This is a genomic window from Pseudoalteromonas sp. FUC4 (genome assembly GCF_008370255.1).
Taxonomy (GTDB): Bacteria; Pseudomonadota; Gammaproteobacteria; order Enterobacterales; family Alteromonadaceae; genus Pseudoalteromonas.
In genome coordinates, this window is sequence record NZ_SEUI01000001.1 from 373660 (window position 1) to 389319 (window position 15660).

Here is a 15660-nt window from a genome sequence, read left to right on the forward strand (position 1 = left end):
ATTAAAAGAGTGCCTAGTTATGAGCTTTATTGAAATACAAAACGAATTTATGGCGTATATTCGCGAGCCTCAAAAAAATAAAAAGCCCAGCGGTATCGAAGACAGGCGTATGGCAATTTATCGCGACCTATTTTTTAATAACATTGAAGGTTTTATATCATCAGGTTTTCCGGTATTAAAAACGTTATATACCCAGAAGCAATGGCAAGCCCTTGTACGCCAATTTTTTAGCGAATATGATTGTCATTCGCCGTACTTTTTAGACATAGCAGGGGAGTTTATTAATTACTTATCAAGTGATTATAAAATGAAAAAATACGATCCCGTGTTTATGCTAGAGCTTGCCCATTATGAATGGGTAGAGCTAGATGTATCCATTGCACACGAAGATGAGCAAGAAAAAAAATTACAAACAACAGCGCTTACTAGTTCAGCGTTGTATTTATCGAAAACGGCAAGAAATTTAAGTTATCAATTTCCGGTTCAAAATATTAGCAATCGCTTTAAACCAAAAGAGCCATCGCCTCAGCCTAATTATTTTGTTGTATATAGAGATGAAGATGATGACGTTCAATTTTTAGCTACGAATGCGATGACAGCTTTGCTATTGTCAATCATAGAGGCAAGCGAAGGCGCGACATTTGACAACGTCTGCCAACAGGTATTAGCTCATGCGCCACAATTTAATGCAGAGCAAATTGCTCAAGGTGCACTGGTTACTCTTAATGCTATGGTTGAACGCGGTGTTATTGTGACAAAAAATCAAGACTAAGGTCTTTATTGATGATTTTACATCGTCTATTATGGCAGCCTTATTTGCCGTGCTTAATAAAAGGTTGTACCAATGTCAGATGATAAAGACTTTAAAGATCCGTTCAACGCTACTTACTTTCTTGCTTTTTTAGCTGTATTTGCAGGGATTGGTTGTTTAAATGCAATATTGGGCTGGATCACTAGCTTAACGTAAAATGTATAGCGTTTATTAAGGCTGTTGCTAACTTCAGCCTTGAACCACTTTATTTTAATTACCCCGTTCATATTTAATACTTCTTTTATAATAACGCCAAACTCGCAATTAAAGGTTAGTTAAGGTTATAATCACCTGCTTTGTAATATAAACAATTGAGCAGTTAAAATTATGACTCAAGTAACACCAGCAATTATCAAAAACAGCATAACTACAATTGCTGATTATCCAAAAGCGGGCATCATGTTTCGCGATGTAACCACTTTAATGGCAAATCCAGAAGCCTTTAAAGCAACTATTGACGCGTTTATCGCAGAATATAAAGATCAGGGCTTTACTAAAATCATAGGCACGGAGTCACGTGGTTTTATTTTTGGTGCGCCATTGTCTTACGCGTTAGGCATTCCGTTTATTCCAGTACGTAAACCAGGTAAGTTACCACGCGAAGTTATTCGTCAAGACTACTTACTTGAGTACGGTGAAGATACGCTAGAACTGCATGTAGATGCAATTGTACCTGGCGACAAAGTACTATTAGTTGATGACTTATTAGCAACTGGCGGCACAATTGAAGCCACTGCTAAATTGGTTCATAAACTAGGTGGCGAAGCCACAGATGCAGCATTTGTTGTATCACTACCAGAACTTGGTGGCGAGCAGCGCATCAAAAAAATGGGTATTAAAATCCTAAAATTGGTTGAATTCGAAGGCGAGTAATCGATGAGTTATCAGGTTCTAGCGAGAAAATGGCGTCCTCAAACCTTTCATGAATTGGTTGGGCAGTCTCATGTTAAGCAGGCGCTGGTAAATGCGCTTACGCAAAATAGACTGCATCACGCTTATTTATTCACTGGAACCCGCGGTGTAGGTAAAACCACCATTGCACGTATTTTTGCTAAAAGCTTAAATTGCGATGAAGGTATATCTGCAAATCCGTGTGGCCAATGTAGTAGTTGTGTAGATATAGAAGCAGGGCGCTACATTGACCTACTCGAAATAGATGCGGCTTCTCGTACAAAAGTAGAAGACACTCGCGAAATACTTGATAACGTTCAATATGCACCAACGCGTGGACGTTATAAAGTATATCTAATCGATGAAGTTCACATGCTTTCTAAGCACAGCTTTAATGCGCTTTTAAAAACGCTTGAAGAGCCACCAGAGCATGTGAAATTTTTATTAGCGACCACCGATCCTCAAAAATTACCAGTTACTATATTATCTCGCTGTTTACAATTTAACTTAAATGCCTTGTCGCAAAGTGAAATTAAAACACAGCTTGAACACGTACTTACTCAAGAGCAGCTTAGCTTTGATACCGATGCACTTAGTATTATTTCAAAAGCAGCTGATGGCAGTATGCGTGATGCGCTTAGCTTAACCGACCAAGCTATCGCACAAACAAATGGTGATATTAATAATCAAGCAGTACAAACAATGCTTGGTTTAATGGATACTCATTATAGCCAAAGCTTGCTTGCAGCGTTACTTGCACAAGATGGCGCTGCGCTAATGGATGAAATTGCGCAGGTGGCAAGTCGTAATCCTAATTATGTGGCATTGCTTGATGATTTAATTGCACTTACGCATTTGACCCAATTAACCCAGTTAGTCCCAGAAGCGGCAGGGCTAGATGAAAAAAATGTAGATTATATTGCTCATGTTGCACAGCATACGAGCCCACAACAAATTCAAATTTATTATCAATTACTGTTAAATGGTAAAAAAGATTTACAATGGGCACCAGAGCCTCGCTTAGGTTTTGAAATGATAATGCTAAGATTATTAGCATTCAAGCCTTCAGACGCTCAACAAACTGTACACATAGCAAACGAAGAGCCGGCTCCAAATAAACAAGGTCGGGCAAGCGCACTGCGAGATATATTAAATAAAAATAAAACATCGCAAAACACCGTAGCTGGCCAAAGCAGTGCTCCAGTAAATAATATTAAGCCAGTTAACAATGCAGAGCAGCCTAAAAAAGCTGAGATAGAACCTTTGCCAAATGTTGACGCTCAGACATCGAACAATGACGTCGTACAAAGTAATAATGGGCCTGCCCAAGTTGCAGCAGAGCAACCGGTTCAACAAAGTGAAAACGCTTCAAAGCAACAGGCTTCAGATAATGAGCAACCACAAACCAATGTTGTGTCAGATGCTCAAGCCCAGCGCCAAAGTGAAGATGAAGCTTACATGCAACATAGTGATGCTGAACAAACCCTAGCCTCTCAGTTTGACGATATAATGAGTAGTGCTGTAGATCAGGGTTTTAAACCTGCACCTAATGCAAACTCAGAGTCTTCACCAGAGCCCTTAACAAATCACAATGCAAGTACGCCAATAGCTGAACAAGAAGCACAGGCGCAATCTGCCATTGCTCGTATTTTACGTGACAGAAATATATCCGGTGCGGGTAGGCTATCAAGCAAGAGTACAAGTACCTCTGCAAATAATGTAGCAGTGCAGCCAAACCAAGCGCCCGCTATAAAGCCAGAACTCCACCCAAGAATGCCTAAAGCTCAAAGTGTTAACCAAGATAGCACCGCTGAAAATACAAACGAGCTCAACAGCGTTTCAAGTGTAGCACCTAGCGATCCCCCTCCTTGGGTGACTGATAGTGCAGGTGCAAGTGAAAAAAAGCATGAGCTCCCACTAACAGGGAGCGAAAGCCAGGCACATGGTCACGCTAATACAAAACCAGCACGAAAAGTTGATTTTAAAGAAAAGCACCAAACAATTACTGAAAATCTAGCGCCAGAGCTACTTGAGCAAATAAATCCTCAAAAAGTACCTGAAGCAGCGCCCGAGGAAATTAGCATTCCTGTGCCTGATGATTTTCAAAGTCCAATTAGTGAAATTAGATTTGCACATCAACAAGATGAATGGGCTTATTTAATTAAACGTATGGGACTGGGCGGTCGTATGCGCCAATTTGCGTTGCATTCAATATTTACCAAGCAAGGCAACAGTTTACATATAGACGTTGATGAATCACAAAAGCATTTAGATACACCGATGCTTCGCCAAAGGTTAGATGCCGCATTGTCGAGTATTTATGAGCATAATGTGTCGTTAAGTATTAATTTTGCTAAGGGAGTTATTGATTCTCCTTATCTTATTCAGCAAAAAATAGATGCAGGACGTCATCAACAAGCAATCGATGTGATCACATCGGATGAAAACATAGTACAATTTCAGCAAGTATTTAGCGCCGAAATTGACGAAAACAGTATTCAGGCATTGTAATTACATACAATCGCCCTTATGTTCATGTTAATTAATGTATTAAAAGAAAGAGAGAAAGTTATGTTTAAAGGTGGAATGGGCAACATGATGAAGCAAGCGCAGCAAATGCAAGATCGCATGCAAAAAGCCCAAGACGAAATCGCAACTCTTGAAGTTGTTGGTGAAGCCGGTGCAGGTTTAGTTAAAGTAACTATGCTTGGTAACCACAATGTACGTCGTGTTCAGCTTGATGAGAGCTTGATGGAAGACGACAAAGACATGATTGAAGACTTACTTGCAGCGGCATGTAACGATGCTGTTCGCCGTGTTGCAGAAGAAACACAAGAGCGCATGGGTAAAGTAACTGGCGGTATGCAATTACCACCAGGTATGAAAATGCCGTTTTAAGTAAATAATGCAACTTTCAGATAGTTTAAATCAGCTTATAGAAGCACTGCGCTGTCAACCGGGCATTGGTCCAAAGTCAGCGCAGCGTATTGCTTTTCACTTGCTTGAGCGCGACCGAAAGGGAGGCACTCAGCTGGGCAATGCACTCACTAAAGCAATGACAGCCATAGGGCACTGTCAGTCTTGTCGTACTTTTTGCGAACAAACTCAGTGCGATATTTGTTTAAGTACAAAACGCCAAGACAGCGGTATATTATGTGTTGTTGAATCGCCTACTGACGTACTTGCCATCGAGCAAACAGGTCAGTATTTAGGTCTATACTTTGTATTAATGGGCCACTTATCGCCAATTGACGGTATTGGTCCAAAAGAGATTGGCTTAGATATTTTAGAGCAAAAGCTTGCCCAAGGCGATATTAATGAGGTTATTTTAGCGACTAACCCTACCGTTGAAGGCGATACTACCGCACATTATATTGCTCAGCTTTGTCATAAATACAAAGTAGGCGCTTCACGTATTGCCCATGGTATTCCTGTGGGAGGTGAGCTTGATTTAGTAGATGGTAGAACACTTATGCATGCCTTTAGCGGCAGGCGCCTAGTTACACAAGACTAGGGCGCGTTGATCTTTGTAGGTTAAAATTTGTTCAACCTAGGGGCGGTTTAATCGCGGCGCGAGGTTTGTAACCTAGTGGGCTAAGTAAAAATCGAGCAACAAAGAGTTAATCGTCCCTAGAAAGAACTCAAAGGGCAGCGCATGTTTGGTATTTATGCTGCGTTATCGCCTATTAATGGGGAATAACCACACTACATAAGCTCTGCCTTGTCTAAAAACCAAACATGCTGCTGTAAATTCAACCACGAAAGGTCAGCACGGCCAAGCTCTAAGTTACTATTTGAAAAGATGTTATAAAAGCCTGCATGATTAAATTATGTAGGCTTTTTTGTTTTTAAGGTAAGCTTAGAAGTGGCCTGTTATGTTTTATTTTTGTAGGCTATCTATCTAATTAGTAAGGAACACAATGAAAGATAATCAATCCTATCAAGGTGCATTACTGACCAGTAAGCGTTTTTTACCGCTTTTTATTACGCAGTTTTTCTCAGCAATAAACGATAACGTGTATAAGCAATCAGTGCTTATTCTATTGATATTTCAGGCCGCGACGCTCGCCGATGGCGCACTTTATTCAAATATTGCTGCTGGGTTATTTATTCTTCCGTTCTTTTTATTTTCAGGGATGGCAGGGCAGCTTGCAGAAAAAACAGAAAAATCAAAATTGATTAGAATCGTAAAACTATGTGAAATTCCTATTATGGTTGTAGGGGCCGTTTCTATTTTAACTCAGTATGTGTGGCTAATGTTAGCGACCGTATTTTTAATGGGTGTGCAAAGTACGTTTTTTGGTCCACTAAAATATTCTATTTTACCGCAGCACGTAGCACCTAATGAATTAACAAAAGCGAATGGCTTGGTTGAATCAGGCACGTTTGTGGCGATACTAATTGGTACAATTTTTGGCACTTATTATATTACTCAATCAGTAGGGCCTACGCTTATAAGTATTGCCGTATTAGTATTGGCCGTGATGGGTTATGTGAGCAGTCGCTTTATACCCACTAGTGAAGCAAACGAGCCTAACTTAAAATTTACCTTTAATATATTTTCATCCACAAAAAATGTATTTTCAGCGCTTAATTCGCAAACAGAATCGGTTGGTAAATCCGTACTTGGGATCAGTTGGTTTTGGTTAATTGGCGCCATCGTTTTAACGTCCCTACCAAATTATGTAAAACACACCATGGGCGGCGATGAACTGGTTGTAACTAGCGCGCTAGTTGTGTTTTCACTAAGTATTGCTATTGGTTCGTTACTGTGTGAAAAGCTCTCTCGCTCTCGAATAGAATTAGGAATTGTGCCTTTTGGCGCTATCTTAATTACCTTGTTTTTATACTTATTGAGCCAAGAGCCAGCCATTAGCTCTTATTTACCTCAAAACCCTGAATTATTGACACTTCAGGATCTATTAAAAACAGGCGATATGATGTGGCATTTTATATGGATGGCAGGCATTGGTATTGGCTCTGGTTTTTACACTGTACCGCTGTATGCGCTTATTCAACAGCGTACTGAAGAGTCGAGTCGCTCACGAGTTATAGCGGCTAACAATGTACTAAATGCACTGTTTATGGTGGGCAGTGCTGTTTTAAGTATTGTAACGCTGTCTGTTTTTCAGTGGAGTATTTCAGAGCTGCTACTATTACTTGCTGGGCTAAACCTGCTTATTTCTGTTTATATTTATACCAAGGTACCAGAGTTCTTTTTACGGTTTGTTATTTATATTTTGGCTATTTGTATGTACAGAGTGCGTACAAAAGGTGAAAGTAATATTCCCAGCGAAGGCGCTGCGGTTGTTGTGTGTAATCATGTCAGCTTTGTTGATTGGATGTTTATTTTAGCAGCATCACCAAGGCCTATCCGATTTATGGTATTTGCCCCTATTTATTATTCGCCGGCCCTACATTGGTTATTTAAAATGGCTAAGGCTATTCCTATTAACAGTGAAAAAACCAATCCAGAAGCATTTAAAAAAGCCTTTGATGAAGTAGCTGCTGCGCTTAATAAAGGCGAGCTTGTAGGTGTTTTCCCTGAAGGAAAGCTTACGGGTGACGGCTCTATCGATATTTTTCGCCGTGGAATCGAGCGCATTATTGAGCGCTCACCTGTGCCCGTTATTCCTGTGCATTTAGGGGGCTTGTGGGGAAGTATGTTTAGCCGAAAAGCTAAGTGGCAACTACCACGATTAAAATGGTCTTTGGTGTCGGTTGCCGTTGGTGAAGCTATTGCCGCTGATAAAGTGGCTGCTGATGATTTACGCGAGCAGGTTTTAGCTTTAAAAGCGCTTCATTCAAAAGACAGTGACTAATTTAATGATTAACTTAATGGCAGGCCCAACATCGCATACATCTTCAGAATCACACATGATTATTGATGACTTTGTAGCGCCTAGATGCGATGGGTTTATTGAAATATTATATCAAGATGACGATATTTTACTGATCAATAAACCCAGTGGGCTATTAAGTTTATCAGGTAAAAACCCGCTTAATTGGGACTCAGTGCATCACCGCTTAGTAAATGGACAAAAGGGCTTAACAACTGCATTTGCAGAAGCTAAGTTACCGCATCGGCTAGATTTGGGCACATCGGGCATTATGATTGTTGGATTAAACGCGATTGCGTCAAAGCACCTTAATAGGCAATTTCAGGCGCGTACTATTCAAAAGCGTTATGTAGCTATGCTTGAAGGGTGCTTGGCTGTTAGTGAGGGACAAATTACTGCACCAATAGCAAAAGATAAACTGCTTTTTCCGCGTGTTAAAATTTGCCAATCTACTGGCAAAGCTGCAGTGACTGAATACAAGGTGCTTGAAAAACTGCATAGCCCAAATAGAACTTTAGTGCAATTTACACCTATTACTGGGCGAACTCATCAATTAAGGATACACAGCCAGTTTATAGGGCATCCAATTTTAGGCTGTGATTTATATAAAAGTGCGCAAAGTGAACATATGGCAGGGCGGTTACAATTACACGCAAGCGATTTATATTTTGAGCACCCCAGCAGCGGCGAGAGAATCCATATTAACTGCCCGCATTCGTTTTAAATAAATTAATGGTTCTTTGTTTTCGTTTCACCTTTTTTAAATTTTTCCCTTGAAGTTCTAACACCTCACCCCATATTAAGTGCATAACGCAGACACTTTGCAAATTGGAGATATATAAATGACTGCAGCACAAAAAGAAACATTAGGCTTTCAAACAGAAGTAAAACAATTATTAAACTTAATGATTCATTCTCTTTATTCTAATAAAGAAATATTTTTACGCGAACTTGTGTCAAACGCATCAGATGCGGCAGACAAGTTACGCTTTTTAGCGCTATCTCAAGGCGACCTTTACCAAGGTGATGCCGACTTACGAGTACGTATTAGTGCAGATAAAGAAGCAAATACAATTACCATTTCAGATAATGGTATTGGTATGACGCGCGATGAAATCATTAGCTCATTAGGTACTATTGCAAAGTCGGGTACTGCTGAGTTTTTCAAAAACTTAACCGGTGATCAAAGTAAAGATTCACAGCTGATTGGTCAATTTGGTGTTGGTTTTTACTCAGCATTTATTGTTGCTGATTTAGTGACTGTTCGTACACGTAAAGCGGGTGAAACAACAGCTTACGAGTGGGAATCTCAAGGTGAAGGCGAATACACGCTTCAAGAAATTGAAAAAGAAGGCCGTGGTACCGACATTATTTTACATCTTCGCGATGAAGAAAAAGAATTTGCTGACGATTACCGCCTGCGTAGCATTGTTACAAAATACTCAGACCATATTTCAACGCCAGTACAAATGTTTAAAGCAGAAGTGCCAGAATCTGAAGGCGAAGACGGCGAAAAAATTCCAGCAGTACCAGGTGAGTGGGAAAGCATTAACCGTGCAACTGCATTGTGGACTCGCGATAAATCAGAGCTTTCTGATGATGAATACAAAGAGTTTTACAAGCATGTAAGCCATGATTGGGAAGAGCCACTTAGCTGGGCACATAATAAGGTTGAAGGTAAAACTGAATACACGAGCCTTTTATATATTCCTAAAAAAGCACCTTTCGACTTATGGAACCGTGAACGTCAAAGTGGTTTAAAACTTTACGTACAACGTGTATTTGTAATGGATGATGCTGAGCAATTCATGCCAAGCTACCTTCGCTTTGTAAAAGGCTTACTAGATTCAAACGATTTACCATTAAACGTATCTCGTGAAATTCTACAAGATAACAAAGTAACGCAAGCTATTCGTAAAGGGTGTACATCGCGTATTATTAAAATGCTTGAGCGTATGGCTAAAAACAAAGCTGACGATTACCAAGTATTTTGGAATGAGTTTGGTCAAGTAATGAAAGAAGGCCCAGCTGAAGATGCTGCAAATAAAGAAGCTATTTGTAAGCTACTTCGTTTTTCTTCGACACATACTGACTCAGAAACACAAGATGTGTCGCTTGAGCAATATGTTGAACGCATGAACGAAGGCCAAGACAAAATTTACTACGTAGTAGCTGATACATTCACTGCTGCGAAAAACTCACCGCATTTAGAGATTTTCCGCAAAAAAGGCATTGAAGTATTACTACTAAGTGACCGTGTTGACGAGTGGATGATGAGTCACCTAACTGAGTTTGCTGATAAGCAGCTACAGTCAATTACACGTGGTGACTTAGATTTAGGTAAGCTTGACGACGAAGAAACTAAAAAAGCGCAAGAAGAGTCTGAAAAAGAAATGGCTGGGCTTGTTGAGCGCATTAAAACAGCACTAGGTGAAGATGTTAAAGAAGTGCGCTTTACGCACCGCTTAACAGATTCTCCAGCATGTGTTGTAAGCGACGACAACGACATGAGCTCACAAATGCAAAAGCTAATGGAGTCTGTTGGTCAAGCAGCGCCAGAAGCTAAACCTGTATTTGAGCTAAACCCAGAGCACCAACTTGTTAAGCACTTAAATGATGAACAAGATGAAGATAAGTTTGCGCAGTGGTCACACGTTTTACTAGATCAAGCACTACTTGCAGAGCGCGGTACACTTAAAGATCCAACAGGATTTGTTACTCGCTTAAATAAATTGATGCTTGAACTAAGTAAATAAGCAAGTAGCTATTTACTCAGTTAATAAAGTATAAATTATGTACTTTAAATAAAAGGGAACGTCAGTTCCCTTTTTTAATGCCCTGTAAACAGCCCAACGGCTCATCAATTAGTATAAGTTGCTTGAGTATCGGCGGCGCTTGTGGAAGAATTCAGGCTTTAAAATAAATATCCATACTAGGGGACAATAATATGCGCATTATTCTTTTGGGCGCGCCGGGTGCAGGTAAAGGTACTCAAGCTCAGTTTTTAATGGACAAATACGGTATTCCACAAATTTCTACTGGCGATATGTTACGTGCGGCAATAAAAGAAGGCACGCCACTGGGTCTAGAAGCAAAAAAAGTAATGGATGCTGGTCAACTAATTTCTGACGATATTATTATTGGTTTAGTTAAAGAGCGTATTACTAAAGCGGATTGTGAGAAAGGTTTTTTACTTGATGGCTTCCCGCGTACAATCCCGCAAGCTGATGCAATGAAAGAAAATGGCGTGGTGGTTGATCACGTTATTGAATTTGACGTGGCTGATGAAGTCATTGTTGAGCGCATGAGCGGACGTCGCGTTCATCCTGGTTCTGGCCGTGTTTACCACGTTGTTTATAATCCACCAAAAGTGGAAGGTAAAGACAACGAAACCGGCGAAGACTTAATTGTTCGCGCTGATGATACTGAAGAGACAGTACGTAAACGTTTAGGTATTTACCATGAGCAAACTATGCCATTGGTTGATTACTATCAAGCAGAAGCGGCTGCTGGTAATACTCAATACCATAAACTAGATGGTACGCAAGCTGTTGAAACTGTTAGTCAACAACTTGGTGAACTTTTAGGTTAATTATAAAAGCACACTAAAAAACCGCCAATTGGCGGTTTTTTTTTAAGGCTATTTAGCATTGCTTAGTTAATGCTACTTAATGGACTTTATAGTGTTTTAAGTTTCTCAATTACGCTGTTGTATTCTGGTTCAGTTGAAAGGCTACTAACTAACTGTTTATAAATGACGTTATGGCTTTCATCTAAAATAAATACCGTTCGCGTTAGTAAGCCCATATCTTTAATAATCAATCCGTATTTTTGACCAAAATCACGCCAAACAGAATCTGATAACGTAGTGATTTTATCGATATTTTCAGCTTTGCAAAAACGCTTTTGAGCAAAAGGTAAATCAGCACTAATTGTTAGCATAACTACACCCGGGAATTGTGAGGCTACCTTTTCATTAAAATGCTTAGTTTGCAGGCTACAAATGCCGGTATCTAGGCTGGGTACTACACTTATTAATACAGCTTGGCCTTTGTAATCCTCAAGTGTCACTGGAATAAAGTTGTCATCAACAACTTTAAAGTTTGGCGCACTATCTCCCATTGAGATACCTTGGCCTAATAAAGTGACAGGTTTGCCTTGGGCGGATACTTTTCCTGCATCAAGCGTGTTTTCTGGATAGTCGGCTGCAATAGCCACAGAACAAAATGCACTCAAAGCAAAGGCAAGTGAACGTAACATGAAGTATTTCCTTTTAAATTAACGCAATGGGCGTCAGTGTATTATACTGGGCTATAGTTACCAAGTGATTAAACCTGCTAATAGAGTAGGTATAAGCTCTGCGATATAAAAATTGTAACTGGGCTAAACTTTGATTAACATGGAGTTACAAAAGATATCTTTAATAATAAAAATAAAAACCTTTATACAATGATTTTAATGCTCATGACGGGTTTAGAAACAGAGAGATAATATGTCAACATCAGTATTAATATGTGATGACTCAAAATTAGCTAGGCGTCAGTTAGCTCGTTCATTACCTGAAGATTGGGACATTAAAGTTGAATTTGCACTTGACGGCGTTGACTGCATAAAGCAAATAAAATTAATTGAACCAGAGATACTTTTTCTCGATTTAAACATGCCAGAAATGGATGGCTATGAAGTATTAATAGCTATGAAAGAACAAGGGCTTAATATACTTACTGTTGTTGTCTCTGGTGATATACAACCAAGTGCACACCAAAGAGTGCTTGAGCTGGGTGCTATCGATTTTATTCAAAAGCCATGTTCCCCAGAAAAACTAGCCAGCATAATTGAACACCATGGAATTAAAGATAAAGCCATGCGTGAACGTCTCTCTCATTCATTAGGAGAGCAAGTTGACCCTGATGTACGTGACATATACCAAGAGCTCACTAACGTTGCTATGGGCCAAGCAGGGGATTTACTTGCACGTCTGCTTAATGTGTTTGTAAAGCTTCCAATTCCGAATGTAAATATTTTAGAAGTTAACGAACTCGATATGGCGCTGCGCTCTATAGATAATAACGCAGCTACATCGGGGGTGTGCCAAGGCTTTATTGGCGGTGGTATTTCTGGTGAAGCCCTATTACTTTTAAATGATTCAAGCTTTAAAGAAATCGCTTCATTGATGAATTATGATGGCGAGTTAAACGACAAGGTTGAACTTGAACTGCTAATGGATATTAGTAATATTTTGATAGGCGCTATTTTAACAGGCCTTTCAAAACAGCTCGATATGTCATTTAGCCAAGGGCACCCGATTGTACTTGGTCAACACAGAGACGTATCTGAGCTGGTAAAATCGAATAAATCACGTTGGCAGCGCACGCTTGCTATAGAGATTAGTTACGGTATTGAAAACCATGATATAAATTGCGATCTCATGCTGTTATTTACTGAAGATTCACTTAAAACTTTGAAGTACAAAGTTGCTTACCTATTAGAAGATTAAGTTATGGCTGCTGATTTAGAGATGACTGAGATCCATTGGTTAATGGATATGTTTAATACCGTAGATGTAGGCCTTGTTGTACTAAATAGAGACTATAAAGTGTGTGTATGGAATGGTTTTATGGAAAACCATTCAGGGCTTTTACCAAGCACAGTAAAAGATAAAGACCTATTTGACTTATTTCCAGCAATAGACGAAAAATGGTTTAGAAGTAAATCTGAGTCAGTTTTTGTTTTAAAAAACCGCTCTTTTACTATTTGGGAGCAACAGCCCTATATTTTCAGGTTTAAAAATTATAGACCGATTACCGGTAAAGCTGATTACATGTACCAAAATGCGACCTTTATTCCACTTACTAATACAGTAGGAGAAGTGAGCCACATTTGTATTATTTTGTACGATGTGACCGATGTTGCGGTAAATAAAAAAGAGCTTGAAGAGTTAAATAAAAAATTAGAACAAGTTAGTCAAACAGATAGTTTAACGCAGCTTGCAAATCGTGGGCATTGGGAAGGTACGCTACGCCAAGAGTTTTTGAGGGTTAAGCGAAGTGGTAGCTGTAGTACATTATTAATGTTTGATATTGATCACTTTAAAAAAATAAATGATGAATATGGGCATAGTTGCGGCGATGAAGCGCTCCGTCATCTATCAAACTTATTACGTACAACGCTACGCGAAACAGATATAGCTGGCCGTTACGGTGGTGAAGAGTTTGTAGTAACTTTACTTGATACTGATCAAGAGGGGGCGACTATATTTGCTGAACGTTTAAGAGTACATATAGAATCAAATCCAGTTAAGTATAAACATTTTGAAATAAAAATGACGGTGAGCATCGGCTTTGCTGGCAATAGTAATGATTTTAAAAATCATGAGCGTTGGATAGAAGCTGCCGATAAAGCGTTATATCACTCAAAAAATACAGGCCGAAACAAGGTGACAGCCTATACAGATATAAAAAATGACGCTTAAGCGTCATTTTTTATATCTAGAATTTAGGAGTAAACAATACTGTATTTGTATAGTTTGATGAGCCAATCCAATCAGTATGGAAACCAATCAATATGAAAAGCCTTATTGTCCCTTACTATTGTGTTGTATGGCGAGAGTCATCGACTGGACACTGACCAATTATAGAGTCTTCACCAGAACTTGACTCCTGTTCTAGTTTTACTTTAAAGCCCCATAGCCTATAAAGATGCTTGAGTACTTCTTCGTGCGAGTTTGCTAAAGGAATATTGTTATGAGGCACATAGCGTAGGGTTAGCGAACGGTCACCTCTAATATCAACATCATACACTTGAATATTAGGTTCATGATTACTTAAATTATACTGCGCTGAGAGTGCTTCTCTTACTGCTTTATAGCCATTGTCGTTATGTATTGCGCCAATCTCTAAATGGGGATTATTAGTATGGTCAATAATAGTAAATAATTTAAAATCACGAATTAACTTAGGCGATAAAAACTGGCTAATAAAACTCTCATCCTTAAAGTTTTCCATTGCAAAGTGCAGTGTATCAAGCCAGTTACTACCTGCATATTCAGGAAACCAGCGTTTATCTTCTTCAGTTGGGTGTTCACATATTCTGCGAATATCAACCATCATATTAAAGCCTAAAGCATATGGGTTAATACCTGAATAATACTTACTGTTATAAGATGGCTGATAAACTACGTTGGTGTGACTTTGTAAAAACTCTAACATGAATGAGTCGGTGAGCTTCCCTTCATCATATAAGTGATTAAGGATGGTGTAGTGCCAAAATGTTGCCCAACCTTCGTTCATTACTTGAGTTTGCTTTTGTGGGTAAAAGTATTGCGAAATTTTACGAACAATACGTATCACTTCACGTTGCCAAGAGTCGAGTAATGGGGCGTTTTTTTCAATAAAATACAAAATATTTTCTTGGGGTTCAGAAGGAAAATGGCGTACTTTCTTTTTGGTTTCTTGCTGTTGCTCAGGAATAGTCCGCCATAATTCATTTACTTGCGATTGAAGATAGTCTTCACGCTCTTGTTGGCGTTTTTGCTCTTCAAATAATGATATTTGTTGTGGACGTTTGTAGCGATCGACCCCGTAGTTCATTAATGCATGACATGAGTCGAGCAGGGCTTCTACTTGTGTAATACCGTGCTTTTCTTCACAGCGACTTATGTAGTTTTTAGCAAATACCAAGTAATCAATAATTGAGCCAGCATCGGTCCAGGTTTTAAATAAGTAATTACCTTTAAAAAATGAGTTATGTCCGTAACATGCATGCGCCATTACAAGCGCTTGCATAGGTAGGGTATTTTCTTCCATTAAGTACGCAATACAAGGGTCTGAATTTATCACTATTTCGTAAGCGAGACCCATTTGTCCGCGCTTATAATTTTGCTCTGTTTGAATAAACTTTTTACCATAAGACCAATGACTGTAGCCGATAGGCATACCAACGCTTGAATAAGCGTCCATCATTTGCTCTGCGGTTATAACTTCAATTTGATTAGGGTAGGTGTCTAACCTGTAGTGAGCTGCAACACGGGCAATTTCACTTTGGTACTCATCTAATAAATCAAAGGTCCAATCTGGGCCATCACTCAATCGTTTATCATTCATAATGCTACCTCGCTTT

At 39.3% G+C, this 15660-nt stretch carries 14 protein-coding genes; 12 read left to right on the forward strand and 2 right to left on the reverse strand.

Annotation, left to right across the window (positions count from 1 at the left end):
- Positions 1-19 precede the first annotated feature (19 nt).
- The 10 genes from EU510_RS01715 to adk all read left to right on the forward strand — a co-directional run bounded on the left by EU510_RS01715 (position 20) and on the right by adk (position 11134).
- Complete coding sequence (locus tag EU510_RS01715; RefSeq protein ID WP_149591985.1) at positions 20-772, forward strand: DUF2063 domain-containing protein; 753 nt, start codon at positions 20-22, stop codon at positions 770-772.
- Between the two features lie 72 nt (positions 773-844).
- Positions 845-967 (forward strand): hypothetical protein, encoded by a 123-nt coding sequence (locus tag EU510_RS19965; RefSeq protein ID WP_002962301.1) that lies wholly within the window; start codon positions 845-847, stop codon positions 965-967.
- Positions 968-1138: 171 nt separating this feature from the next.
- Positions 1139-1684, forward strand: coding sequence for an adenine phosphoribosyltransferase (apt, locus tag EU510_RS01720; RefSeq protein ID WP_007375861.1), 546 nt, complete (start codon positions 1139-1141; stop codon positions 1682-1684).
- A gap of 3 nt (positions 1685-1687) precedes the next feature.
- Entirely contained in the window at positions 1688-4213 is a 2526-nt protein-coding gene (gene dnaX / locus EU510_RS01725; RefSeq protein ID WP_149591986.1) for a DNA polymerase III subunit gamma/tau, read from the forward strand.
- 60 nt (positions 4214-4273) lie between these two features.
- Positions 4274-4600, forward strand: coding sequence for a YbaB/EbfC family nucleoid-associated protein (locus EU510_RS01730; protein WP_002962306.1), 327 nt, complete (start codon positions 4274-4276; stop codon positions 4598-4600).
- A gap of 7 nt (positions 4601-4607) precedes the next feature.
- A complete protein-coding gene (gene recR / locus EU510_RS01735; protein WP_149591987.1) occupies positions 4608-5216 on the forward strand; it encodes a recombination mediator RecR in 609 nt (202 codons plus the stop codon).
- 406 nt (positions 5217-5622) lie between these two features.
- Entirely contained in the window at positions 5623-7524 is a 1902-nt protein-coding gene (locus tag EU510_RS01740) for an MFS transporter (RefSeq protein ID WP_149591988.1), read from the forward strand.
- A 4-nt stretch (positions 7525-7528) separates the two neighbouring features.
- Positions 7529-8266, forward strand: a complete 738-nt coding sequence (locus tag EU510_RS01745) for an RluA family pseudouridine synthase (RefSeq protein WP_149591989.1) — start codon at positions 7529-7531, stop codon at positions 8264-8266.
- A gap of 118 nt (positions 8267-8384) precedes the next feature.
- Entirely contained in the window at positions 8385-10298 is a 1914-nt protein-coding gene (gene htpG, locus EU510_RS01750) for a molecular chaperone HtpG (RefSeq protein WP_149591990.1), read from the forward strand.
- Between the two features lie 191 nt (positions 10299-10489).
- Positions 10490-11134, forward strand: coding sequence for an adenylate kinase (gene adk, locus EU510_RS01755; RefSeq protein WP_149591991.1), 645 nt, complete (start codon positions 10490-10492; stop codon positions 11132-11134).
- Between the two features lie 86 nt (positions 11135-11220).
- On the opposite strand, the gene tpx is transcribed toward adk, so the two are convergent.
- The gene (gene tpx / locus EU510_RS01760) at positions 11221-11802 is read right to left on the reverse strand and encodes a thiol peroxidase (protein WP_149591992.1); all 582 of its coding nucleotides are present in this window, start codon (positions 11800-11802) and stop codon (positions 11221-11223) included.
- Positions 11803-12034: 232 nt separating this feature from the next.
- Between tpx and EU510_RS01765 the strand changes: the two genes are divergently transcribed.
- A complete protein-coding gene (locus EU510_RS01765) occupies positions 12035-13039 on the forward strand; it encodes a response regulator (RefSeq protein WP_010553397.1) in 1005 nt (334 codons plus the stop codon).
- A 3-nt stretch (positions 13040-13042) separates the two neighbouring features.
- Positions 13043-14014, forward strand: coding sequence for a diguanylate cyclase (locus EU510_RS01770; RefSeq protein WP_149591993.1), 972 nt, complete (start codon positions 13043-13045; stop codon positions 14012-14014).
- A 115-nt stretch (positions 14015-14129) separates the two neighbouring features.
- On the opposite strand, the gene EU510_RS01775 is transcribed toward EU510_RS01770, so the two are convergent.
- Positions 14130-15644 (reverse strand): SpoVR family protein, encoded by a 1515-nt coding sequence (locus EU510_RS01775; RefSeq protein ID WP_149591994.1) that lies wholly within the window; start codon positions 15642-15644, stop codon positions 14130-14132.
- Positions 15645-15660 lie beyond the last annotated feature (16 nt).

Excerpts from the sequence above, each read along its gene's own strand:
- EU510_RS01715 (WP_149591985.1), top strand. The coding sequence starts at position 20 with ATGAGCTTTATTGAAATACAAAACGAATTTATGGCGTATATTCGCGAG.
- EU510_RS19965 (WP_002962301.1), top strand. The coding sequence starts at position 845 with ATGTCAGATGATAAAGACTTTAAAGATCCGTTCAACGCTACTTACTTT.
- apt (WP_007375861.1), top strand. The coding sequence starts at position 1,139 with ATGACTCAAGTAACACCAGCAATTATCAAAAACAGCATAACTACAATT.
- dnaX (WP_149591986.1), top strand. The coding sequence starts at position 1,688 with ATGAGTTATCAGGTTCTAGCGAGAAAATGGCGTCCTCAAACCTTTCAT.
- EU510_RS01730 (WP_002962306.1), top strand. The coding sequence starts at position 4,274 with ATGTTTAAAGGTGGAATGGGCAACATGATGAAGCAAGCGCAGCAAATG.
- recR (WP_149591987.1), top strand. The coding sequence starts at position 4,608 with ATGCAACTTTCAGATAGTTTAAATCAGCTTATAGAAGCACTGCGCTGT.
- EU510_RS01740 (WP_149591988.1), top strand. The coding sequence starts at position 5,623 with ATGAAAGATAATCAATCCTATCAAGGTGCATTACTGACCAGTAAGCGT.
- EU510_RS01745 (WP_149591989.1), top strand. The coding sequence starts at position 7,529 with ATGATTAACTTAATGGCAGGCCCAACATCGCATACATCTTCAGAATCA.
- htpG (WP_149591990.1), top strand. The coding sequence starts at position 8,385 with ATGACTGCAGCACAAAAAGAAACATTAGGCTTTCAAACAGAAGTAAAA.
- adk (WP_149591991.1), top strand. The coding sequence starts at position 10,490 with ATGCGCATTATTCTTTTGGGCGCGCCGGGTGCAGGTAAAGGTACTCAA.
- tpx (WP_149591992.1), bottom strand. The coding sequence starts at position 11,802 with ATGTTACGTTCACTTGCCTTTGCTTTGAGTGCATTTTGTTCTGTGGCT.
- EU510_RS01765 (WP_010553397.1), top strand. The coding sequence starts at position 12,035 with ATGTCAACATCAGTATTAATATGTGATGACTCAAAATTAGCTAGGCGT.
- EU510_RS01770 (WP_149591993.1), top strand. The coding sequence starts at position 13,043 with ATGGCTGCTGATTTAGAGATGACTGAGATCCATTGGTTAATGGATATG.
- EU510_RS01775 (WP_149591994.1), bottom strand. The coding sequence starts at position 15,644 with ATGAATGATAAACGATTGAGTGATGGCCCAGATTGGACCTTTGATTTA.